This is a genomic window from Microcystis sp. (genome assembly GCF_048564745.1).
GTDB classification, from domain to species: Bacteria; Cyanobacteriota; Cyanobacteriia; order Cyanobacteriales; family Microcystaceae; genus Microcystis; species Microcystis ichthyoblabe_A.
In genome coordinates this window covers 1-22,923 of the sequence record NZ_JBLZRT010000173.1, presented here as the reverse complement: position 1 = coordinate 22,923, position 22,923 = coordinate 1, and the positions used below count along the sequence as shown (strand labels likewise).

The 22,923-nt window shown below is 43.7% G+C and carries 19 protein-coding genes; 8 read left to right on the top strand and 11 right to left on the bottom strand.

What is annotated here, in order from left to right; all coding sequences use genetic code 11:
* Positions 1–633 precede the first annotated feature (633 nt).
* Positions 634–2,835 carry an ATP-binding protein gene (locus tag ACOCD9_RS18725; protein WP_287702489.1) on the bottom strand — a complete coding sequence of 734 codons (2,202 nt, stop codon included), beginning with the start codon at positions 2,833–2,835 and terminating at the stop codon, positions 634–636.
* A 453-nt stretch (positions 2,836–3,288) separates the two neighbouring features.
* On the opposite strand from ACOCD9_RS18725, the gene cobN reads away from it, so the two are divergent.
* The 5 genes from cobN (at position 3,289) to ACOCD9_RS18700 (ending at position 10,863) form a co-directional block, all read left to right on the top strand.
* Positions 3,289–6,906, top strand: a complete 3,618-nt coding sequence (gene cobN, locus ACOCD9_RS18720) for a cobaltochelatase subunit CobN (protein ID WP_419548157.1) — start codon at positions 3,289–3,291, stop codon at positions 6,904–6,906.
* Between the two features lie 74 nt (positions 6,907–6,980).
* Positions 6,981–8,264, top strand: a complete 1,284-nt coding sequence (locus tag ACOCD9_RS18715; RefSeq protein WP_419548156.1) for an AAA family ATPase — start codon at positions 6,981–6,983, stop codon at positions 8,262–8,264.
* 4 nt (positions 8,265–8,268) lie between these two features.
* Entirely contained in the window at positions 8,269–8,940 is a 672-nt protein-coding gene (locus ACOCD9_RS18710) for a DUF4276 family protein (protein WP_287702483.1), read from the top strand.
* 283 nt (positions 8,941–9,223) lie between these two features.
* Positions 9,224–10,276, top strand: a complete 1,053-nt coding sequence (locus ACOCD9_RS18705; protein ID WP_287702481.1) for a phosphotransferase enzyme family protein — start codon at positions 9,224–9,226, stop codon at positions 10,274–10,276.
* Positions 10,277–10,482: 206 nt separating this feature from the next.
* Positions 10,483–10,863 carry a DUF7682 family zinc-binding protein gene (locus ACOCD9_RS18700; protein ID WP_043998006.1) on the top strand — a complete coding sequence of 127 codons (381 nt, stop codon included), beginning with the start codon at positions 10,483–10,485 and terminating at the stop codon, positions 10,861–10,863.
* A gap of 9 nt (positions 10,864–10,872) precedes the next feature.
* Here the strand turns inward: ACOCD9_RS18700 and ACOCD9_RS18695 are convergent, their stop codons facing one another.
* Together ACOCD9_RS18695 and ACOCD9_RS18690 are read right to left on the bottom strand one after the other, a co-directional pair.
* Positions 10,873–11,367 carry a DUF29 domain-containing protein gene (locus ACOCD9_RS18695; RefSeq protein WP_419548155.1) on the bottom strand — a complete coding sequence of 165 codons (495 nt, stop codon included), beginning with the start codon at positions 11,365–11,367 and terminating at the stop codon, positions 10,873–10,875.
* Between the two features lie 10 nt (positions 11,368–11,377).
* The gene (locus ACOCD9_RS18690; protein ID WP_419548154.1) at positions 11,378–11,866 is read right to left on the bottom strand and encodes a DUF29 domain-containing protein; all 489 of its coding nucleotides are present in this window, start codon (positions 11,864–11,866) and stop codon (positions 11,378–11,380) included.
* Between the two features lie 295 nt (positions 11,867–12,161).
* Here ACOCD9_RS18690 and ACOCD9_RS18685 point away from each other — a divergent pair, with 295 nt between their 5' ends.
* Complete coding sequence (locus tag ACOCD9_RS18685) at positions 12,162–13,061, top strand: ROK family protein (RefSeq protein ID WP_287702475.1); 900 nt, start codon at positions 12,162–12,164, stop codon at positions 13,059–13,061.
* On the opposite strand, the gene ACOCD9_RS18680 is transcribed toward ACOCD9_RS18685, so the two are convergent.
* The 5 genes from ACOCD9_RS18680 to ACOCD9_RS18660 form a co-directional block, all read right to left on the bottom strand.
* The gene (locus ACOCD9_RS18680) at positions 13,021–13,278 is read right to left on the bottom strand and encodes a helix-turn-helix domain-containing protein (RefSeq protein WP_287702473.1); all 258 of its coding nucleotides are present in this window, start codon (positions 13,276–13,278) and stop codon (positions 13,021–13,023) included. The two genes, ACOCD9_RS18685 and ACOCD9_RS18680, sit on opposite strands and share 41 nt — an antisense overlap.
* Positions 13,275–13,499 (bottom strand): type II toxin-antitoxin system RelE/ParE family toxin, encoded by a 225-nt coding sequence (locus tag ACOCD9_RS18675; RefSeq protein WP_287702471.1) that lies wholly within the window; start codon positions 13,497–13,499, stop codon positions 13,275–13,277. The genes ACOCD9_RS18680 and ACOCD9_RS18675 overlap by 4 nt, the downstream gene beginning before the upstream one ends.
* 780 nt (positions 13,500–14,279) lie before the next feature.
* Complete coding sequence (locus ACOCD9_RS18670; RefSeq protein WP_287702469.1) at positions 14,280–15,362, bottom strand: ATP-dependent 6-phosphofructokinase; 1,083 nt, start codon at positions 15,360–15,362, stop codon at positions 14,280–14,282.
* 261 nt (positions 15,363–15,623) lie between these two features.
* Positions 15,624–17,066: a glutamate--tRNA ligase gene (gene gltX / locus ACOCD9_RS18665; protein ID WP_419548153.1), complete on the bottom strand. Its 1,443-nt coding sequence runs from the start codon at positions 17,064–17,066 to the stop codon at positions 15,624–15,626.
* 202 nt (positions 17,067–17,268) lie between these two features.
* Positions 17,269–17,745, bottom strand: coding sequence for an NAD(P)H-quinone oxidoreductase subunit N (locus ACOCD9_RS18660; protein ID WP_002747620.1), 477 nt, complete (start codon positions 17,743–17,745; stop codon positions 17,269–17,271).
* Between the two features lie 312 nt (positions 17,746–18,057).
* Here ACOCD9_RS18660 and ACOCD9_RS18655 point away from each other — a divergent pair, with 312 nt between their 5' ends.
* A complete protein-coding gene (locus ACOCD9_RS18655; protein ID WP_419548152.1) occupies positions 18,058–18,927 on the top strand; it encodes an ABC transporter permease in 870 nt (289 codons plus the stop codon).
* Positions 18,928–18,974: 47 nt separating this feature from the next.
* On the opposite strand, the gene phoU is transcribed toward ACOCD9_RS18655, so the two are convergent.
* The 3 genes from phoU to ACOCD9_RS18640 all read right to left on the bottom strand — a co-directional run bounded on the left by phoU (position 18,975) and on the right by ACOCD9_RS18640 (position 21,868).
* Positions 18,975–19,643, bottom strand: coding sequence for a phosphate signaling complex protein PhoU (gene phoU / locus ACOCD9_RS18650; protein ID WP_004162161.1), 669 nt, complete (start codon positions 19,641–19,643; stop codon positions 18,975–18,977).
* A 120-nt stretch (positions 19,644–19,763) separates the two neighbouring features.
* Positions 19,764–21,065 (bottom strand): sensor histidine kinase, encoded by a 1,302-nt coding sequence (locus ACOCD9_RS18645; RefSeq protein WP_287702462.1) that lies wholly within the window; start codon positions 21,063–21,065, stop codon positions 19,764–19,766.
* A gap of 47 nt (positions 21,066–21,112) precedes the next feature.
* Positions 21,113–21,868 (bottom strand): response regulator transcription factor, encoded by a 756-nt coding sequence (locus ACOCD9_RS18640; RefSeq protein WP_287702460.1) that lies wholly within the window; start codon positions 21,866–21,868, stop codon positions 21,113–21,115.
* A gap of 69 nt (positions 21,869–21,937) precedes the next feature.
* Here ACOCD9_RS18640 and ACOCD9_RS18635 point away from each other — a divergent pair, with 69 nt between their 5' ends.
* Complete coding sequence (locus tag ACOCD9_RS18635) at positions 21,938–22,705, top strand: creatininase family protein (RefSeq protein ID WP_419548151.1); 768 nt, start codon at positions 21,938–21,940, stop codon at positions 22,703–22,705.
* Positions 22,706–22,923: the final 218 nt, after the last annotated feature.

Here is a 22,923-nt window from a genome sequence, read left to right as displayed (position 1 = left end):
CTTAAATGTATCTGGATACACGCCACACAAGCGTTTGAACTCTGTTGGCTTTAAAGTTTTTACTTGTTCGTAAGTCATCTTTCAATCTTAACTCTTGGACTATTTTATCCTATTTTGTCTAGACTTATGCAAGAGATCTAGTGACTCTGAAATTGGTAAAAAAATATGAACAATCGCGTCTAAGCATCTCACAGTTAACCTAATGCGCGGGGGGTTTGGGGGGTAGAACCCCCCAAAAGCTTGGATTGAGTGATAAAACTGAAAAGACCTCTTGCAAAAGTCTTAAGTCGATCCTTGTACAGCAACATTTTTGAAGATTATCAACTACTAATAAATAATTAACTGAAAGTCCCTCCCATTATTGTTTCTATCGTTTGTTTTCGGATTTATGCAAGAGGTCTAAAGTAACACACCCAATTTTAGGAGAAAGTTTCCCCTGAAAAATCCCAAATTAGTAGATTGACAAAAATGATACCAAATCCCTTTTTAATAGTGTGATTAACTCTCAAGTTATGAATTGTTTCTCCCCACACCCCACACCCCACACCCGTTCGGCTGAGCTCACGGCCGAAGCCCACACCCCACACCCCACACCCCTACCCGCACCGAAAAACTTTTTGCCGCAAACCCCACTTATAAAGCGGTTAGATAGCGGATTTTTTCCAACAATAGGGAGGGTTGAATCGGTTTGAGCAGATAGTCATCAATGCCATGACGACCGAGGAAATTAACGCTGATTTCGGGGGTATCATTCAAGATTAGCACTTTACTGGCTTGAGTTTGGCTGGATTTTTTTAAGAGATGACAGAGATGATATATATCGGGCATTTTTTGATCGACAATTATAATACTTGGCTGCACGATCTCAATTTTTTTGATAGCGGAGACACTATCGATTAACCAAATAACTTGATAATGTGCCACCATCAATAACTCACAAATAAGATTGGCGATTTCTTCGTCACTTTCAATTAAAACTATAGTGGGATGGTGGTGATTAAAATGGGGATTATGATCCGAGGGTTGGGGTTGAGATTTAGGGGGCTTTTGTTGAGGTAAACGGACGGTAAAGATGGAACCTTTATCTAAGCAAGATTCTACCTCGATCGTGCCGCGATGGAGTTCCACTAATTGTTTAGTTAAAGCCAATCCTAATCCCACACCACCATAACGACGTTTACGAGAGCCATCCAATTGGGTAAATTTTTCAAACAGAAGCGGTATTTTTTGAGCAGGAATGCCGATGCCCGTGTCCTCTACCTGAAAAATGACCTGACTGCCTTCTTTCCACAGTCTCAGGGTGACAGCACCCTGTTCGGGGGTAAATTTCAGGGCATTTTTTAACAAATACAAAAGTATCTGCTGAACTCGATCATAATCGGCGTAAAAATAATGCTCTTTTTCGGTGATTTTCATCTCTAAAATTAGATTAATTTCTTTAATTTCTGCCTCTGTTTTGATAATTTCTAAAACGTGATTACAGAGGTATTTTAGCGAAAATTGTTTAATATCTAAAACGGCTTTTCCTGCCGAAACTTGCGAGAAATTAAGCAAGTCATTGATTAATTCTAATAGTTTATTGCCGTTATCCTGAATAACTTTTAGATAGTTTTTTTGTTTGTCGGGGGGTAAAAAATTATTGGCTGCCGAGCATTTTTGCAGGGTACTGGACAAACCGATAATACAAGTTAGGGGAGTTAATAACTCATGACTAATATTATTTAAAAATTCACTTTTGCAGAGGTTAGCGGCTTCTGCGGCCATTAAAGTATCTTGTAATTCTTGGGTTCTTTCTATTACCCGGCGTTCAAAAATATCTTTTTGCTCCTGTACTTGAGAATATAATTGCGCTTGATAGATAGCGATGGCGAGATGTTCACCAATCTGACCTAAAAATTTCTTTTCTTCTGGCAACCATCGGCGTTTTTCTCCACATTGATGGGCAATTAATAAACCCCATAATTCTTCTTGTACCACAATCGGGGCGATTAATTTTGATCGCACTTGGTGTTGTCGCAAAAATTCGGACAAACAGAAGGAAGAAGAATAGTTAACATCCACATCATCCACGGCCAGAATTAATCCTTGACGATACTTTTCCTTGTATTGGGGAATATAGGAAAAACAATCGTCTTCGGGGGTTAAATTTAACACCGAATTTATCTGGTCAGAAATGCGCGACTCGGAAGTTATTTTTCCCTTTCCCTCACCGATACCGGGGAAAAATTGATAAATTAACAATCGGTCCACTTGCAGAAACTCTCGCGCTTCCCTGACTACGGTTTCCAGAATCACCGGTAACTCCAGACTCTGACGCATTTGGGTGATGACTTGGTTTAATAATCTTTCCTGTTCGATTTGTTGGGATAGGGCAGCTTCCACCGGTTGACATACAGAGAAGATGCGGGGACAACCCCCCTCAGCAGACGGAGAAGAAATTATCGAGAGAATTTTGACTAAAATTTTATTTTGAAAACTGCTGACATTATTGGATAGAGGCAGATTTAAAATTTGATAACCCTGCTGAATTTTTGGGTTGTGGAGAGACTTGACGGACAGTCCTTGCAGAAAATTTTTAATCGTGTTCGCTTCAAAACTAATGCGGACTTCGTACTCAAAGTTATGTGCTTGGGGACTGGCTAACAATAAAGCTTGTAGGTCAGTGGAAAGCAAGAGTTGATAGATTTCCCCCGTCTTTAGGGGCAGCTCTCTTTCACTGAGACTAATCCTCGGCGCTGTCACCTGTATTGCCAACTGTCCCCACCAAGAACGAATTTGTTGGAGGTGAGTAGATGACAACACTTGACAGCAAACATAAGCGGGAGAAGCATTCATTTATCAGTTATCAGTTATCAGTTATCAGTTATCAGTCATCAGTCATCAGTTATCAGTTATCAGAAGGCAGAAGGCAGAAGGCAGGAGGCAGGAGATAGAGTGGTGGGGTGTTGGGGTTTTAGGGTTTTAGGGTGTTGGTGTTTTAGGGTGTTGGGGTTTTAGGGTTTTGGGGTTTTAGTTGAAATTCCCCCACTTCCCCACTTCCCCCACTTCCCCCACTTCCCCACTTCCCCACTTCCCACTTCCCACTTCCCAGTCATCAGTAAGGGGACTGGGGTTGGGGTTTTAGTGAAGATTTTTCTTAATCCCTATCCCCTATCCCCTAACACCTATTCCCTATTCTTTAAATTGCCGCAGACAGATATAATCATCTCTATCTACCTAAGAATGATCCCTCGATCGAGACCCTAATTCTCAAAACCTAATCATTATTTAACCTGACTCTCAAAACTTATGCACCGAATTGCTCCCCAAGCGGGTGGTTGGACAGCAGATACCGAAGGGGTGATTATTATTGACCAAAATCCGGCCCCGATTGTTCTCCTCACCATGGCCGATACCGATATTCAAACTCTAGCGGCAGCTATCGACCATCTACCGGATAATTTTCCCGCAATTCGCGCCCTGAATTTATCGCAGTTACAGCAGCAATACAGTATCGATAACTATGGGGACAAGGTACTATCCCAAGCAAGAGTGATTATTCTTCGCTTATTGGGGGGACGGGGGAGTTGGTCCTACGGGTTGGAAGTAGTTAAGGAAATTGTCGAGGAAACTGGTGCGACTTTATTTGTCCTCCCAGGAGAGGATAAACCGGATTTAGAGTTGATGAGTCATTCCACTGCTTCCCTGACTACTGTTAACCAGTTATGGTGCTATTTCACGGAAGCAGGGATAGATAACTGGATTAATGCTGCTAAATTTATCGCGCATACCTGTCTCCATCTCGACTATCCTCCCTCTCCTCCTGGGGTTGTCCCTAGGTTGGGAATCTATTCCCAGACAACCCTATCCCAACCCCAAGCACGGACTTGGATACTTTTCTATCGTTCCCATTATCTCGCAGGTAATACCAAAGCTATCGATGCTTTAATCAGCGCTTTCACCCAAAGAAACATTGAAACTGTCCCTATCTTTCTCTCCTCTCTCCGGGAAATCGAAGTGCAAGAGGAACTATTAACCCTCTTTTCCCACCATCCCCCAGACCTAATTCTCGATACCACTAGCTTCTCTATCCAGCGACCGGAAGACAAACAAAATCATCACTTCTGGCAGTCTCTCAATAAACCCATCTTCCAAGTTATCCTCAGCAGCAGCAGTTTAGAAGCTTATCAACAGGGTTATCAAGGTCTTTCCCCCCGGGATGTGGCCATGAATATCGCTTTACCGGAAATGGATGGCAAAATTATCACTCGCGCTATTTCCTTTAAATCTGTCCTCACCCGACATCCCAAACTAGAAACGGAAATAGTTATCTATCAACCCCTCCCCCACCGGGTTGATTTTGTCGCTGATTTAACCGCAAACTATTGTCAACTCTCCTCCCTTCCCAACTCCCAGAAAAAAATTGCTCTCATTTTCCCCAACTATCCGAATAAGGATGGTCGTATCGCTAACGGAGTTGGTTTAGATACTCCCGCTAGTGGTCTGGAAATTCTTCGCGCATTACAAACCCAAGGTTATACCCTCACCGACCTCCCCGACCATAGCGATGAATTAATGCGATTGCTTATTTCCGGTATCACTAATGACCTGGAAACAAGGGAATTAAAACCTATCTATCAATCTCTCTCCCTAGAAGCATATCTAGATTATTTCTCCTCCCTTCCCCCCGATAATCAAAGCGCTATGCTTGACCGTTGGGGACATCCAGACAGGGATTTCCCTATCCCCGGCATCCAGTTAGGTAATGTCTTTATCGGTATTCAACCTTCTCGCGGTTACGACCTTGACCCGACTCTTAATTATCATTCCCCCGACCTCGAACCTACCCACAGCTATCTCGCTTTTTACCATTGGTTACGACAGGAATTCCAAGTCACTGCTGTGATTAATCTCGGTAAACACGGCAATTTAGAATGGCTACCCGGGAAGAGTCTCGCTCTTTCTCCCAATTGTTATCCCGAAATTGCTTTCTCGTCGCTGCCGAATTTTTATCCGTTTATTGTCAATGACCCCGGAGAAGGTTCCAACGCTAAAAGACGTTCCCAAGCTGTTATCATCGACCATCTCACCCCCCCAATGACGCGAGCGGAATTGTATGGGGATTGGGAAAAGTTAGAGTCTCTCATCGATGAATATTATCAGGCAGAATCTCTTGATCCTTCTCGTTTAGTTCTGATTCGCGAGCGGATTAACGACCTGGTGGCGAAAACTAATCTCGATCGAGAGCTAGGCACGATTAGCGCCTCCTTTGGTCAATTTCTCACCGTCGTGGATGGTTATCTCTGTGAACTCAAGGAAGCACAAATCCGCGACGGTTTACATATCTTCGGTCAATGTCCCCAGGGTCAGCAGTTAATTGATTTAATCCAATCGATCGCCCGTTCTCCCAGTCCCGACCGCCCCGGTTTAACCCGTTCGATCGCCCTTGACCTCCATCTCGACTGCGACCCCCTGACGGAATATAACGATACTACTACTTATCTGGAAAGTCTCGCTCAGGATTTAATTAGCCGGAAAATTGAACCTGTAGGCGAAAATACGGCAAAAGAATTGGTTTGGCTAGAAAATCAGTTAATTCCTGCTTTAAAACAAACCCCCGATGAACTTACCTATCTCTTAAAAGGTCTCGCTGGCGAATACGTCCCCAGTGGTGCTTCTGGCGCTCCTACCCGCGGCCGTCCTGATGTTCTCCCCACCGGCAGAAATTTCTATTCCGTCGATACCCGCGCAATCCCCACAGAAACCGCGTGGGAAGTGGGAAGAAAGGCCGCAGAGGCACTAATTGAACGTTATACCCAAGAAAATGGCGAGTATCCCCGCACTTTGGCGATTTCTATCTGGGGAACTTCGACGATGAGAAATAGTGGCGAAGATGTGGCCGAAGCCATGGCTTTACTGGGAATTCGTCCCCTTTGGGATGGTTTTTTCCGTCGGGTAGTCGGGTTTGAAATCCTTACCCCGTCTAGCTTAGGCCGTCCTCGTATTGATGTGACTGTTCGGGTATCGGGCTTTTTTAGGGACAGTTTCCCCAGCATACTACATCTTCTTAATTCTGGCATAAATGCGGTAGCTTGTCAAGAGGAAGAGGAAAAAATTAATCCTTTAGCGGCGAAAGTGAAGACAGAGAGGGAGTTTTGGCTAAGTCAGGGCTTAGGAGAAAAAGAGGCGAAACTGAGAGCTACTGCCAGAATCTTTGGCTGCAAACCGGGTGCTTACGGGGCCGGTTTACAGGGGTTAATCGAGTCACAAAACTGGCAAAATGATCAAGACTTAGCTAATGCTTATATTAACTGGAGTTGTTATGCCTATGATAGCCAAGGAACTGCCCATTCTTTACCGGAAGTATTGAGAAATAGACTGCAAGAATTAGAGATAGTGCTGCACAATCAGGACAATCGGGAACACGATATTTTCGACTCCGATGACTACTATCAATTTCAAGGCGGCTTAACTGCCAGTGTCCGGGCATTAACCGGCAAAAATCCCGTCACCTATTTTGGTGATCATTCCCGCCCGGAAAATCCCCGCATCAGAACCCTAGAGGAAGAAATTCGCCGGGTTTACCGCTCGCGAGTGGTTAATCCCAAATGGATAGCGGGAGTGATGCGACACGGCTATAAAGGTGCTTTCGAGATGGCTGCGACCGTAGATTATATTTTTGCCTACTCTGCCACTACTCATCTGGTGGAGGATTTTATCTATCAGGGAGTAGCCGAAGCTTATTTATTTGACCACAAGGTACAACAATTTATTCAGGAGAAAAACCCCTGGGCATTGCGAGATATGGCCGAAAGATTATTAGAGGCTCAACAACGGGGATTATGGACGCAGGTGGACCAGAAAACTTTAGATCGATTGAGGGCAATTGTCCATGAGGCCGAAGGAGCGATCGAATCGGGTCAGTAATTGATAACTGGTCTAGAATCAATCTATCAAGAAATTGCTCAAATTACTTTAGTAATGAGAAACGGGACTAAATAATGGCCGGAATTGAGGGATTGAGGATTAAAAATTATCGAGCGCTCAAGGATATAACCCTGGGCAAGTTATGGAACACTCAAAATCGAGATTCTCTGACACCGATGACGGCCGTTATCGGCAAAAATGGTGTGGGAAAAAGCACACTTTTTGATGCGTTCGGTTTTTTATCTGATTGTCTTAAAGGAGGAGTAGAAGAAGCTTGTGATGCGCGGGGTCGGGGCGGCTTTGAGCGTCTTCGTTCCCAGGGTCAGGAAGGAAGCATTGAATTTCAGATTTACTATAAAGAAGATTACAATTCCCGACCAATTACCTATGAATTAGCTATTGATCTAGATACCGATAATAGACCTTATGTAAAAAAAGAAAGACTCAGACAGAGAAGAAAAGGTCAAAAGACCGGATGGCCTTTTTCATTTTTAATCCTCGATGAAGGGAAAGGAATCGTCTGGAAAGGAGAAGAAGAAGGGAAACAAGTAGAAGAAGGTCAAGACCATTTTGATTTACTTAAGTTAATAGAAAAAATTCAACGAGAAGCTGATGAGGATGGGGGGGAGTTAGTGGAACTGAATGATAAGCGGAAACTAGGAATTGCTACGTTAGGTTCTCTCAAACAGCATCCGAGAATTTCCCTATTTCGGAGATTTATTGAGGGATGGTATCTCAGCTATTTTACTCCCGATGCGGCCAGAAGTTTGCCCCTAGCAGGACCCCAGAAACATCTCAATATCCATGGAGATAATCTCGGTAATGTGGTGCAGTTTATGGAAAGAGAGCATTCCAAGAAATTTCAGAATATACTTAATAGTATTTCTCGTAAGATACCGGGTATAGAAAAAATTAGCACCGAAAAAAGTCCCGATAATCGACTACTATTAAAATTTAATGATCGGGGATTCCAAGACCCATTTTATGTACAGCAAATGTCCGATGGTACTTTAAAAGTATTCGCCTATCTCTTACTGTTAGAAGACCCTTCTCCACCGCCATTTATCTGTATTGAAGAGCCAGAAAACGGCTTATACCATAAACTATTAGAAACCTTGGCTCAAGAATTTAGAAAACACGCCACAGGACAGAGAGGACGTTCTCAAATTTTTATCACCACTCATCAACCTTATTTTGTTGATGCTCTCCAGCCAGAAGAAGTTTGGATTCTGGAAAAGGGTGATGATGGTTTTTCTCGGATTAAACGGGCTAGTGACAATCCTTTAATTAAGAATCTCGTCTCAGAAGGATTGCCCCTTGGTAGTCTTTGGTATAGTGATTACTTAGATGAGAGATAAGGTCATGCACTTTGAAATTTTGGTCGAGGATTTGTCGGGAAAAAAAGCACTTGATATTCTAATTCCTAAGATTATTGACATGAATGCAGGTCATACATTTAGGGTTCATTCCTATAAAGGCAGTGGTCATATTCCCAGAGACTTACAGTCTGTTTCCGATCCTAGTAAACGGATTCTTCTTGAGCGACTACCTAAACTGATTCAAGGATATGATAAAACTTTTTCTAGTTACCCTGATAATTATGCTGCTGTGCTGATTGTGGTTTGCGATCTGGATAATCGATGTTTTCGAGAATTTCGACAGGAATTAAGCAATTGTCTGGAAAAATCTGCTATCCAATCCCAAATTTACTTTTGTATTGCTATTGAAGAAGGAGAAGCTTGGTATTTAGGTGATATTAATGCCATAAAAATTGCTTATCCCCAGGCCAAAAGTGCTATCTTGGATTCCTATATTAATGATAGTATCTGTGGTACTTGGGAAAAACTGGCAGATGCTGTATATAAAGGTGGAGCGAAACAATTATCTAAGTTAGGTGGAGCTTCTGTGGGTCAAGAGAAAACAGTCTGGGCAGAAAATATTTCTCCTCAGATGAATGTGGATATTAATCGATCGCCCAGTTTTGGCTATTTTCGAGATAAACTACGTCATCTCAGTCAGGAAGAATCAAGATAAGCAATATTTTTTCAGGCTCAACTTTTAGGCATTTAAAATAATCGTCGAGAGCGGGCAGTAGGGGATATCAAGTATCTGGGTAAAATTATTTACCCATAGCGATCCTTGTCTAGCAAGGCTTTCAGCCCTCTGTGGTCGGTAATTAATTTTGCCTGACTACTTAAAGACTGATTAACAGAGGAATGTAGCGAAATATACGGAGCGATCGAACCAATTTGTAATATATGTGGCCTATAAAATAGGATGATGCGAGCGTTGTCCATACTTGCATCGGGAGGGAACCGTGACGACTTTTCTGGCTTCGCTCAATTTACTGCCTTCTAGTTCTCCCGCTACTAATTTTCAGACCCGGGAATGGACTTTTCCCACACTCTACTCGACTCTGGCTCCTGCTGCCCTAGCAGATTTGATTTTTTCTCGTTACGAGATTGATGTACCGAAAAATTGTCAATTTTGGCATCGGGGTTTAAGTGATGTGTATCTCCTCGAAACCCTGACAACTCCCTACATTTTGCGCGTATCTCACTGCCATTGGCGCAGCAAAATGGAAATCGACTTCGAGTTAGAATTATTAGATTATCTCGATCGCTCTCAGGTTCCCGTCGCCGCCCCAATTCGCAGCAAAAACGGTGATTTATCCGTAGAAATTAATGCCCCGGAAGGGAAACGTTACGCCGTCCTCTTTCCCTATGCCCCTGGAGGAATTGCTATTGGGGATATAGATATAGAACAAGCCTATCATTTAGGGGCGATCGTGGCTAATTTACATCGGGTGACAGCAGATTTTCAAACCCTAGCCTATCGTCATCCCCTCAACCTCAAATATCTTCTCGACGATTCCCTGCAAATTATCGCACCTTTTCTGCACCAACGACCGAGCGACCTAGACTGTGTTTTAGAAACCATTGGGGAAATAGAGGAAGAAACCGCTAAATTACCGACAGAATCTCCCTATTGGAGCATTTGTTGGGGCGATCCTCATAGTGGTAATGTGCATATCACCCCTGATAATCAGATGACCCTATTTGATTTTGATCAGTGCGGTTATGGTTGGCGAGTTTTTGATATCGCTAAATTTCTGCAAGTTTCCCTACAATCCGGCTTAAATCGCCAGGTTCGCCATGCTTTTATCCAAGGCTACGATCAAACAGTACCTTTAACCGATGGCGAATTATCTTGTCTTCAGTATCTCACCCAAGCGGCCTATATTTGGTCTTGGTCAATTAGCTTAAATAATCTGCGTTTAACCGATTATAGTCGTCTCTGCGCCAATTATTTTAGTAGCCGTTTGGCCATTCTCAAACGTTTAAGAACCCAAGAATGGGAATTATTCTAAGCAGCCTTAATCCTGTTGGTGACAGCAGGCCCTAACTAACCAAGATCAACTTTCTTGCTGGTCAATGACCAAACGAGGTATCGATCCCTGTATGCTGGTAAGTATAGATAATCACTAGGTAAAGACTTTCTTCTCCATCTGCCAAAAGTGAAGCAAGCTTTACCGCTCTTGAATAGTCTCTCACAGCCTTACAGACAGATGGTATTATGTCCAGAAGAAAGAAGAAGTTTCCCTGTGGTCACAAGGGTTATGGCCAAGTCTGCCATCATTGCGCTCAACTAGATGCCGCTTGGGAAGAAAGAAAACGTCAAAAAAATGCTTGGGAAGCCACTTTTTCCCAGGATCCGATCGATCTGCGGGAATTACCGAAAAATGTGGTACTTAAAGCTAGGGAAATCCTGCAAGGATTGCAAGATCACCGCAATTATCGAGATTTCCACGGTAAACGATTGCGACACGATCGCTTTATTATCAGTATCCCCGTTACCCGCAATTATCGCCTCATCTGTCGCGACTACGGCAATCTCCTCGTCCCAGAGGCGGTGATCTCTCACGAGGACTATAATGTCTGTAAACCGGGTAGGTGAAGCTAATCTTTAGTTCACCTCAGAAGATTTATCGCTGTTTATAGCTTCCCAATCCGGCAGCCAATTTTCGTCGAGAATCTCCTCTAGACTAGCTAATGCTTCCCCCGGGAAAATACTGGCATCTAATTGGGTTATATCAATAATTATCTCCCGAGCATCGCTGTAACATTCCTCAAGTATCTCGGATAAATAGGGTTTGAGACTGGGACTATCTCTCAGTAATTTCTTGATTTGTTTCCGAAAGGTTCTAATTTCCCCTTTCCATCCAGCTTGATTATAATCCCGTTGGGATTGCCAGTAAGTTAACTTCAGTAAATGTTCTAAAAGTCGAGTTAATAAACTTTCTAATGCTCGTCGTTCACTTTTCCCCAAATCTGCCAACTCCTCTAATAAATTCTGCCAATCTACCGCTTGAAAATCCCCCCGACGCAATTGATTGATAGTGTTTTCCAACCAAAGTTGATAATCGCTATCGTAGAGATTTGAAATGGTAATATTCATCATTTTTTACTCCTTAATTGCACTTTTCAGAATTACTGCTGATAGCTTCCCAATCCGGCAGCCAATTTTGATCGAGAATCTCCTCGAGACTAGCTAACACTTCCAGAGGGAAAATGCTGGCATCTAATTCGGTTTCGTCAATAAGCAGATTGCAAGCATCGAGATAACATTCCGGCAAAATTTCCCTTAAATAGGACTTTAAACTGGGACTATCTTTGAGAATTTTTTTGATCTGAATCCGAAAATTGCGAATTTCTTTTTTCCATCCAGCTTGATTATAATCTCGTTGGGATTGCCAGTAAGTTAACTTCAGTAAATGTTCTAAAAGTCGAGTTAATAAACTTTCTAATGCTCGTCGTTCACTTTTTCCCAAATCCGCTAACTCCTCTAATAAATTCGGCCAATCTACCGCTTGAAAATCCCCTTGACGCAATTGGTTGATAGTATTTTCTAACCAAAGCTGATAATCGCTATCGTAGAGATTTGGGATGGTAATATTCATCATTTTAAGTAGCTGGTTATAATTAAATTAAAAATGGATTTTAGCTTCGATCCCCCCTTAATCCCCCCTTAATAAGGGGGGCATCGGATAATTTTTAACGCCTACCTACTTAAAAATGGGGAAAAATCAGGAGTTAAGCTGCCGGTGTCCAAAGTATAGGAGAAATTTGGGCTAATCAATCAGCTAGTCTTGCCGGTTTAGCCGAATTATCCTCTCGATCACATCTAACCGCGAAAAAACCGCCAAAAAGAGTGATAATAAACCTAGCTATTCCCAGAGTAACAAGGAAAGCCCGATGGTGAAAACAGTAATAGGTGTCGATTTAGGTGGAACTGCGATTAAAATTGGTAAATTTGACCAAGAGGGCAATTGTCTCGAATCTCTCACCTTGCCCACTCCCCAACCCGCTACACCCAAAGAAGTCGCCCATACCATACATCAAGGCATTTGTCAAGTAAATTTAGATAAAAGTTGTCAAGCCATCGGTGTGGGAACGCCGGGGCCGGCGGATGCTCAGGGAAGAATTGCCAAAATAGCGATTAATTTGGCAGGATGGCGGGATATTCCCTTGGCCGATTGGTTAGAAGAAAGCACGGGAATGCCGACAATTTTAGCCAATGATGCCAATTGTGCCGGTTTGGGAGAAGCTTGGTTAGGAGCGGGCAAACGCTTTCAAAACTTGATCCTGTTAACTTTGGGGACGGGAGTAGGAGGGGCAATTATCCTCGATGGTAACTTATTTGTGGGCAGTAAGGGAACAGCCGCAGAATTAGGCTTAATAACCCTCAATTTTGACGGTCCATTGTGCAATAGCGGTAATCAGGGTTCCTTGGAACAATACGCCTCCCTGCAAGCTATTCGCCGGATGACCGGCAAAGAACCGAAGCAATTGGCGGAATTGGCCGAAAAAGGCGATCGAGAGGCTTTAGAATTCTGGCAGGGTTACGGTTGTTTACTGGGGGCTGGTATCGCCAGTTTACTCTATGTTCTCACCCCAGAGGCGGTAATTATCGGCGGCGGTATTAGCGCCAGTGCTAAGTTTTTCTTTCCCTCTCTCCTCACAGAAATCGAAAGACGGGTTTTACCTAGTTCCAGAGAAGGATTAGAGGTGTTAACGGCCGAGTTGGGTAATCGCGCCGGGATGGTGGGAGCCGCTAAATTAGCTTGGCAATTAATCGACCTTCCCAGAAAGTAGAAATACCGACAGATTCCACATTCTCTTCTAGGTTGAAAACTGTTGCTTTATCCCAATTTAACTTACGCGCTAATTCTTCCTGGGTCAGTCCAGTTTCTTCTCTTGCCTGCGCTAATATAACTCCCAGCTTGAAACTGAGATAACCAGACTCGAAGCCTTGGGAAAATTGACTGTCAGTTTGTTTTCTCCTGTTAATATATTGTTCCACATCACTCATCGTCGAATCTCCTGTTTAAGTAGTCTCGTTTTCGTTGCTCTGCCAAATAAATCTCTTAGGATGGTGTTTTTTGAGTCTTTTTGGCAAATTCCGTTTGTTAAAATCATTAAATCACTTTCTCCAAAAAAGCCCAGCAGACGGAATATATTATTGCCAATCTGAACCCTCACTTCCCAAATATCATCAGTATTTACTAATTTTTTCAGGTATTGACTCGGCACAGAATCTAACTCCTGAATTAAGCGTAACACCCAACTTTTTGAGCTTGTTTTCCAGACAGAGAATTTAAAAAATCTTCAACGGGGCTGGCTCCTGACTGGGTACAATAGAAAACAATCTCTTTCATATAATAATCAGTTTAAGGAAACATTTCAATATTTTAGCGATCGCATTTCCTTCGGAGTGTAGTGATTCCATATCGCCCGGCATTGGTGGTGTATTATTTTACATCGTCATCCAATAATTCTGAAAATCCCAAAATCGCTGAAAATCCTGATGCTGACAAGGAAGTAGCGCAGATACTAGCGTCAGCCATGAGGGAGAGAAATGTAAAGATTTATTAAATTGTAGCTTTTAATACAGTTATTTAAGTGTAAATGTGTATAGTTTTGCTATCTGCCTTCTGTACTGGGTTGGGTTGTTGCTTTACTTGGGTGCTATAGGGCGATCGCACTTAAAATATTTAGCAAAAAAGAGAAGTTAGAATGCTCAAAAACTTAGCCGCCGTTTCTACTCTAGTCATTCCTTTTTTATTTTTTCCGACTCAAGCTCAAGCGAGCGTTGCTTTACAAAGCTTTAGTAGTTTCCTGTGGTAGAAAAAGATTTTTTGGATCGATAGGGTAAAATTTAATAAATATTGTCATTTTATGCCATAAAGGGAGTTAATTACAGCAGTTATCTTAATGGTGAAATAACTTCTTTATTTGATTGGTAATTTTAATCAGTGGGGAAAGGGCGATACTTAAGGATTAATTCTCGCACCGATTCCCCTAGATTTAATCTCAATCCCCTAGACAAATACCCAAACCCCTGGCGGTTTTGACTAAAGTTTCTTCGGGATCGACGACGCGATAGGTTTTAATCGCCTCCTCAATGGGAACACTGACCACTTGCCGATTTTGCCAGGCCACCATGCGATCGAATTCCCTCCTGGCGATCAGATCCACGGCCGCCACGCCAAAAGCCGCCCCCAGTAGGCGATCCATCGGAGAAGGAATGCCCCCCCGTTGAATGTGGCCCAGGAAAGTCACTCTCGTTTCGGCCCCGGTTTCCCTGGCAACTTCTTCGGCTAAATAGCGACCGATACCCCCGAGACGATCTTCTCCTAGGGCTTCCTTTTGCACTAGGCGATTGCCAGTTTCGGTACGCACAGCCTCGGAGACAATGATCAGAGAAAACTGTTTATCCAGACGCTGCCGTTGCCGGATCTTCTCGCAGATTTTCTCTAATCGGTAGGGAATTTCGGGAATGAGAATGATATGGGCTCCCCCCGCAATGCCGGCAGCCAGAGCGATATGGCCGGCATCTCTACCCATAACTTCTAGAATCATCACCCGGTTATGACTAGCGGCGGTAAAATGGAGGCGATCGAGGGCTTCTGTGGCGATATTAGTAGCTGTATCGAAGCCGATGGAGACTTCTGTAGCTCCCACATCATTATCGATGGTTTTGGGGATACCGATCAGATTAATGCCTCCCTGTTGGGCAATACGGCGCAAAATCGCCAGACTACCATCGCCACCGATGCCGATCAGGGCATCCAGTCCCAGACTATGATAGCCGTCGATGATGTCCTGAGAGCGATCGATCAGGGTTCCATCCGGCATCGGGAAAGCAAAGGGATCCCCCTTATTGGTAGTACCGAGAATTGTTCCTCCCATCACCAACAGGCGATCGACTCCTTCAATATCAAAGATAGTGGTTTTTGGGGGACGGCTAACTAATCCGTTAGTTGCTTCTCGAATACCCACCACTTCCCAGCCATAATTGCCACTGGCATGGTGGACAACGGCACGAATGGCGGCATTTAAACCCGCACAGTCGCCACCACTGGTGAGAATTCCAATGCGTTTTTTTTCACCCATAGCTTTTTGTCAGGAGATTAACAAATCTATATTTAGGTAAAAGTTGTGGATAATGCCTGAAAATTAAGAAAGTTTCTAGATCGTCCCTGACAGCTAGGGGAAAAAAACGAAAAATTCGCCCCCATCCCCTCAGTAATCGATCACGAGCAGGGTATGCAGGGCGACACGGATTCCCATTATACTAGAAAGTATATAGCAATATTAGGGCATTTGTCAACCCTAATATACGAGAAATTTTCTGATAACTGATAGCCGATCAATTTAACTATTTACTGCTTGCTGAAGACGGGATAGATCCCAACCTTTTTGATTGAGAAGTAGCCAAGACTGCATTAAATCCGGACCGTGTAACTCCCCCATCAAAGCAGCGCGTAGAGACTTCATCACCAGACCTTTTTTAACCCGATGGGCTTTAGTTGTTGTCTCCACAATACCCTTAGCAACTTCTCCAGTCAAAGCGGGAGTAATAGCGGCGAGAATATCCTTGATAATATCCTTAACTCCCTCTAATTGTAATTGACTCAAAGCCTCCTGATTATAATTAGCCAGAGGGTTTAAAAGTAAGCGACTTTCGGCGACAGCATCGCTTAAACGAGTTAAACTCGGACCGATGAGAGTAGCCAAACCGATCAACCAAGCTCGATCGGTTTCAGCATCAAAATTATACCCCGCTTCTTGCCAGTAGGGGAGAAGTAAAGGCACTAATTCCTCACCAGTTAAACGATGGAGATATTGACTATTAATCCAATCCAATTTCGTCCAGTCAAATTTTGCCCCCGCTTTATTTACCCGTTCTAAACTAAACACTTCAGCGGCCGCTTCAAGGGTAAAAATTTCTTCAGTGGAATCGGGAGGAGTCCAACCGAGGAGAGTCATGTAATTAACCAAAGCTTGCGGCAAAAAACCCAGTTTTCTGAAATCATCGATCGAAGTGACTCCATCCCGTTTAGATAACTTACGACCCTCCTGATTTAAGATTAAAGGAGTGTGGGCAAACTCCGGCACTTTTGCCCCTAAAGCTTCGTATAAAAGAATTTGTTTAGCCGTATTAGCGATGTGATCTTCCCCACGAATAACATGGGTAATTTCCATATCGATATCATCAACAACTACCGCTAAATTATAGAGAGGCTGACCGAAGTTTTCCTCCCCATTTTCTGGGGTACGAGCGATCACCATATCGCCACCTAAATCACTACCTTTCCAGATAACTTTTTCTCGGATTAAATCCTGCCAAATAATTTCTTGATCGTCATCAATAATAAAACGAATTACTGCTTTTCTTCCCGCTTGCTCGAATTGCGCTTGTTGTTCGGGGGTGAGATAACGATGACGATTATCGTAACGGGGGGCAAGATTGCGGGCTTTTTGTTCTTCCCGCATTTTTTCCAATTCTTCCGGGGTACAATAACAACGATAGGCTAAACCTCGATCGAGCAGGGTTTGAATGGCTTGACGATAATAATTAAGGCGTTGAGTTTGAAAAAAAGGACCTTCATCCCAATTCAGTCCTAACCATTGTAGGCCCGCTTGAATATTTTCCGTATATTCTGGTCGAGAACGTTCTAAATCTGTATCTTCCACGCGCAAGATAAATTTCCCCCGGTGATGACGGGCAAAAAGCCAGTTAAACACGGCTGTGCGTGCGGTTCCAATGTGTAAATTTCCCGTGGGACTGGGGGCAATACGAACTCTTACTGTCACGATCTAACTCCTAGGTTTTTGCGGCAACCATATCCCATGTTATGGCAAATTCACCTAGGTCAACTGGCAAAATTAAGAAAATTAAATGAATAGCTACCAAAAGGTGAGGGATGAACAACAAACTCTCAATAAATGAAGTTTCCCTCTCTGGGGAGAGGGTTTGAGGCAGAGATATTTCAATAACCCTGTTATTTCGATAATTCTAGGCAGCGATTAAAGATTTGCTCAAAGGTTGCCAACGGAAATATCTTTCCCCACCCAATTCGAGGACAAATTTTAACCGAGGTTCCTGTTGACTAAGATTAATTAAGTATTGTTTTTCTTCCGAGGACAAAACAAAACTTTCAATAATCCAAATCACTAAACCTTTAGATTTGGGGGGTAAATTTTCCAATTGATAGGTAGCAATGGGAGGAATAAAATAAACCGGTCCCACGGCTGCTTCCCGACCAATATTTTTTTTACCTAAATGGGGGGGACGGACTCCATGAATGCCGGTAAGATAGGCACTTAAATCCCCTAGACCTCTAGCGGTGATATGCAGGACATTGTAACCAGTGGCCCGCAAACGTCTTTGATAGCGTCCCTCGTAACCCCCTTCTAAGGGTGCGTAAACACCTAAAGCACCGTATTGTTCCAGATCGCGAATAAATGGTTTTCCTGTGGTCAGTAGTGCCATAGCTAGTAAAAAAATCTTTTTCCCTATAATCGCACGTTTTGTTAAGTTGTGCGTCAAGTGAACAGAAAAAGACTTAGGATCAAAGATAGAGAGGGACAATCGCTACTCTCCCAAGGAGGCAATATGTTTCACGATCTCCTTTATCCCAACGGACTGCTTTATATCCTCATTAAACTAACTGTTTTAGCTTTAGCAGTCTTGCTCTGGTTTATGGTCGTTTCGGCCCCAGCTGTCTGAAAAAAACACTGCTCTTGTCTCAGGTTAGCCTTGTCTTCTACAATTAGCGTTCTATGCAATGGCTAAATTTTGTCGATGACTCCTGTTAAATTGCCGATCGATCCTTTTCTGAAAACCAACCTAACCACTAAACTACTAGGGGTTGGGTTGGTATTGACAATTATTTTTATCCTGATTGCCCTGTTTTCGCCCCTTCTGCAAGCGTTCGGACTGATTCAGGATCCAACCGACATTTTAAGCAATTATCCCCTACAAGCCCCCAGTTTTGCCCATTGGTTCGGGACGAATGTGCGCGGTTATGATGTCTTTTCCCGCACCCTATTCGGGGCGCGAGCGGCCTTGTCCGTGGTATTTTTGGCCACAGGATTATCTTTAGTCATCGGGGTTCCTTTAGGACTAATTAGCGGTTATTTGGGGGGTAAGATCGATCGCGTTCTCCTCTTTCTCATGGATACCCTCTACACCTTGCCGGGGTTATTATTATCGGTGGCTCTGGCCTTCGTTTTGGGTCGTGGTATCGTCAATGTAGCCATCGCTGTTAGTATTGCCTATATTCCCCAATATTTTCGCGTGGTCAGAAATCAAACCGCCAGCGTTAAAAATGAGTTATTTATCGAAGCGGCACGAGCGATCGGTGCTAGTCCAGGCCGGATACTATCAAAATATCTTTTCTTTAATGTCGTCCAGAGTGTCCCAGTTCTTTTTACCCTCAACGCGGCGGATGCGATCTTGGTTTTAGGCGGTTTAGGCTTTTTAGGCTTAGGATTACCAGAAGAAGTGCCGGAATGGGGTCATGATCTCAAGGAAGCTTTGGCGGATTTATCTACAGGCATCTGGTGGACCACTTTATTCCCCGGATTAGCAATGACCACGATGGTGGTGGGTTTATCCCTCTTGGGAGAGGGGTTAAGTGAAATTTTTAACCCCCTGAGTCGTAAACGCTAAAAGCGCGGGCCAGAGTTCGAGAGAAATCAACTCAGGACCCCACACCCTCAGCCTCTCTGTCCAGTAACGATGTAGGATACCCTTTGGGCGATATTGGTGGCGTGATCGGCCATGCGTTCCAGATGACGGATTAGTAAAGCCATCAGCAGGATCGGTTCCACCACACCCTTAATATCTCTTTGATGGGCGAGAGTGTGATAGAGATAGTCATAGGCTCGATCGACTGTATTATCTAGTTCTTTGACCTTTGGACCTGCTTCTTGATCGAGGTCAGCCAGAGCAACCAGACTCGTGGCTAACATATACTGAGCATGGTGGGACATAGCCTCGATCTCACTCATACAATCGTGGGGAGTATAGGCGAATAACTTGAGCGCTATTTCGGCTAAATCCTTGGCATAATCGCCGATACGTTCCAAATCGCGCACTAATTGCATAAAAGCACTTAAAAGCCGCAAATCTTGGGCTACGGGAGCCTGTAGAGTCATGAGAGTGGCACAATCTAACTCGATTTGACGATAGTAGCGATCGATTTCCTTATCGAGGGGGGCGATTTTTTTCGCCATTTCCAAATCCCTAGCAAAGAGGGATTGATGGCTAAGACGAAAGGATTCTTCGACCAAGGTTCCCATTCTCAGCACATCCTGTTCCAATCGCTGGAGAGAACGAGCGAAATAGGTGCGATCGCGATGATTGGTTTCTTTGGATAGGCTCACGGTCAGATTCGCTTAACATAAAACTACTCTTTCTCTACAGTCATAACAAGAAAATTTTAGATTTTGCACAGTTGTCTAGAGAACTTGACAGATTTTTTTTCTCCCCACACCCCACACCCATCACCCCACCTCCTTTTTTTGATGGGGGAGAGTGACTTGTAGGCGAGCGCCCCCGGTGTTAGGATCATTTTGAGCGACGATCGAACCGCCATGGGCTTGAATAATTTCTTTGGCAATCGATAAACCTAAACCGGTACTGTAATCCTTTGTGCCTTGTTTTTGACGGGTGCGGGAAGGATCACCACGAAAGAGGCGATCAAAAACGTAGGGTAGATCCGCTTCATTAAATCCCTTCCCGTTGTCGATAACGTCAATTTTCAGCCATTTTTCCCCGATAGTATCGGATATTTCTCGAATTTCTAGGCGAATTTTCCCCTGATCGGGACTATACTTAATGGCATTATCAAAGAGATTCAGGAAAACCTGCAGCAGACGAGAACGATCAACTTCTACCGTCCAATCCACCGGAGAGGAATAATCTAAGCTAATCTGTTTTTGGGCGGCTATTGGGGTGACAGTCTGCCAAGCAGCGGTGATTAAGTCCTCTAGATTAATCATCTGGTATTGTAAAGATCGCCCCGCATCCGCTTGTAATTCACTGATTTCTAGCCAATCGCAGACTAATTGACTCAAACGCTCCACTTCTTTCCCCATTTGTTCTAACCAGCGTCTTTCGGGAGCTTGGAGGCGTTTTTGTAAAGCTTCGGTAAGGAGAGAAATGGAGGTTAAGGGAGTGCGTAACTCGTGGGTTAAGTCAGAAAAAGCTCGCTCGCGATTTTGCGATAATTCCACTAAAGGCTGTCTATTTTCGATAAATACAGCGATTTCACCTTCTGGCAAGGGATAACCGTAACCCTTCAAGGCAATCGATTTAGGAGCAATCACTTGGCGATCGCTAATAGGGGTGACAGGATAATTAGTCGGGTAAAAAGTCCAAGTTTGCACCTGTGGACTCTGTTTTTGGCGAGTTTCTTGAATTAATTGATCTAATTCGTAGGAGCGCACTAATTCCAGCAGCAGACGTACCTGATCTGGCTGCCAGCGATCGAGTTTTAAGAGGGTAATTGCCTGTTGATTGCACCAGAGTAGTTGATTATCGGCATCTATATGAAGATAGGCGATCGGCGCTAGTTCTAGCAAGGATTTCTGAATTTCTAAGCTTTTTTCTCGCTCTTGCAGACTTTGGGAGAGAAACTGTAATTCTCGACGCACTAGGGAGGTAACGGGAAAAGAGGCCGACAAATCCACCGAATCCGAGAGAGCGCTTAGATTTCGCTTTAACTCTCTATTTAAGCGTGAGACTTGCCAGTAACAAATACTCAAACCTAAAACTACTCCGAAAATAAAAGCGAAAATAGTCATTGTCTGCGCGAGCGGCGATCGCTAATCGGGAAAATATAATCGCTCACCTAGCCAAAACGATAACCGAAACCGCGTACAGTAATCAGGTATTCTGGTTGACTGGGATCGATTTCTAGTTTTTCGCGTAACCAGCGAATGTGAACATCGACGGTTTTGGTATCTCCTAAAAAATCTGGTCCCCAAATTTGTTCAATTAACTGCTCTCTTGACCAAACTCGGCGCGGATAACTCATAAATAGGTCGAGGAGACGGAATTCTTTAGGAGAAAGGTTAATTTCTTCATCTCGCACCGTCACCCGACATTCCTGGGTATAGAGAAAAACATCGCGGAATTTTCGCACGGGAGCAGCAGCTAGGGAAGTAAATCCTTGACGACGAATGAGAGCGCGACAACGAGCGACTAATTCGCGCATACTAAAGGGTTTAGTCAGATAATCATCGGCACCCACTTCTAAACCCAAAACTCGATCGGTTTCGCTGGCCTTAGCACTTAAGATTAAAATCGGGATAATATTGCCGTGATAGCGCAACAGACGGCAGATATCAAGACCGTTGATTTGGGGTAACATTAAATCCAAAACGACCAAATCAAAACGAGACTCACCGTGATTACTAGATTCTTGACTTTGCAGTAATTCTAGGGCAGCGCGACCATCACTAACACCGAGAGCCTCGTAACCTTCTTCTTCCAAAGCCAAAATAATCATATCCCGAATCACTTCTTCATCTTCAACGATTAAAATTCGATGATTGGGAACGAAATTCGTACTCGCCGACAAGGGGGGGGTGTCAAGGGTTAACATAAAAATAATTGATTATTCGTCCTAATTTTATCTCAATTGGTCAACCTGCACTCGGGGGGGTAGAGCCGAATGTTATTACAGTTATCCACCTGGTTAGAGGTGGAATCCTATCTAGAACAATCTCAGGGAATTATTATTCCTATTGGTTCCACGGAACAACACGGGCCGACGGGACTTATTGGTACAGATGCTCTATGTGCTGAGGCGATCGCTAAAGGAGTAGGGACACAGGTACGAGCAATGGTAGCACCGACCTTAAATGTCGGTATGGCCCTACATCACACGGCTTTCCCCGGTACAATTAGTCTTCGTCCTAGCACTTTGATTCAAGTCATCCTCGACTATGTGACTTGTTTAGCTAGAGCCGGTTTTCGTCAATTTTTCTTTATTAATGGTCACGGGGGCAATATTGCTACCCTAAAAGCCGCTTTTTCGGAAACCTATTATCATTTGGATTCCCTCAATTTACCTAACACAAACGAGGTTAAATGTCAAGTGGCCAATTGGTTTATGGTGCGAGAAGTTTATCTTTTAGCCAAAGAATTGTATGGAGATCAGGAGGGTTCCCACGCTACACCGAGCGAAGTGGCGTTAACTCAGTATCTTTACCCTGAGAGCCTTAAAAATGCCTTTTTATCCGAAAAAGTGGCTTCTGGTCATGGTATTTACGGTGCGGCTAATTTTCGCCAAAACTACCCCGATGGTCGTATGGGTTCCAATCCTGCTTTAGCCACTCCCGAACACGGTCAGAGGTTCTATGAATTGGCTGTGAAAGAATTGAGTAATACTTATCTGGAATGGCTCTCTTGTCCTTTGTCTAAGTTGATTAGTGACTAGGCCTCCGAGACCCGGAATAATTTAACTGTAACCCTAAGTAAGTGGTTTCAATTAAATTGAAGATAGATTTTGTCTTTGATCCCCCCTGCCCCCCTTGATCTATCCATTAGTCGGATCTTTCTTAACAAAAAGAGAAGAAACTTAAAAAAAGGGGAAACGATTGATAGGTATAGTTTTGAAAGAAGGAATCAAGGTGGAGGTAAGCAAAAAAATGGAGA

Excerpts from the sequence above, each read along its gene's own strand:
- ACOCD9_RS18725 (WP_287702489.1), bottom strand. The coding sequence starts at position 2,835 with ATGAATGCTTCTCCCGCTTATGTTTGCTGTCAAGTGTTGTCATCTACT.
- cobN (WP_419548157.1), top strand. The coding sequence starts at position 3,289 with ATGCACCGAATTGCTCCCCAAGCGGGTGGTTGGACAGCAGATACCGAA.
- ACOCD9_RS18715 (WP_419548156.1), top strand. The coding sequence starts at position 6,981 with ATGGCCGGAATTGAGGGATTGAGGATTAAAAATTATCGAGCGCTCAAG.
- ACOCD9_RS18710 (WP_287702483.1), top strand. The coding sequence starts at position 8,269 with ATGCACTTTGAAATTTTGGTCGAGGATTTGTCGGGAAAAAAAGCACTT.
- ACOCD9_RS18700 (WP_043998006.1), top strand. The coding sequence starts at position 10,483 with ATGTCCAGAAGAAAGAAGAAGTTTCCCTGTGGTCACAAGGGTTATGGC.
- ACOCD9_RS18695 (WP_419548155.1), bottom strand. The coding sequence starts at position 11,367 with ATGATGAATATTACCATTTCAAATCTCTACGATAGCGATTATCAACTT.
- ACOCD9_RS18690 (WP_419548154.1), bottom strand. The coding sequence starts at position 11,866 with ATGAATATTACCATCCCAAATCTCTACGATAGCGATTATCAGCTTTGG.
- ACOCD9_RS18685 (WP_287702475.1), top strand. The coding sequence starts at position 12,162 with ATGGTGAAAACAGTAATAGGTGTCGATTTAGGTGGAACTGCGATTAAA.
- ACOCD9_RS18680 (WP_287702473.1), bottom strand. The coding sequence starts at position 13,278 with ATGAGTGATGTGGAACAATATATTAACAGGAGAAAACAAACTGACAGT.
- ACOCD9_RS18670 (WP_287702469.1), bottom strand. The coding sequence starts at position 15,362 with ATGGGTGAAAAAAAACGCATTGGAATTCTCACCAGTGGTGGCGACTGT.
- ACOCD9_RS18660 (WP_002747620.1), bottom strand. The coding sequence starts at position 17,745 with ATGGCACTACTGACCACAGGAAAACCATTTATTCGCGATCTGGAACAA.
- ACOCD9_RS18655 (WP_419548152.1), top strand. The coding sequence starts at position 18,058 with ATGACTCCTGTTAAATTGCCGATCGATCCTTTTCTGAAAACCAACCTA.
- ACOCD9_RS18645 (WP_287702462.1), bottom strand. The coding sequence starts at position 21,065 with ATGACTATTTTCGCTTTTATTTTCGGAGTAGTTTTAGGTTTGAGTATT.
- ACOCD9_RS18640 (WP_287702460.1), bottom strand. The coding sequence starts at position 21,868 with ATGTTAACCCTTGACACCCCCCCCTTGTCGGCGAGTACGAATTTCGTT.
- ACOCD9_RS18635 (WP_419548151.1), top strand. The coding sequence starts at position 21,938 with ATGTTATTACAGTTATCCACCTGGTTAGAGGTGGAATCCTATCTAGAA.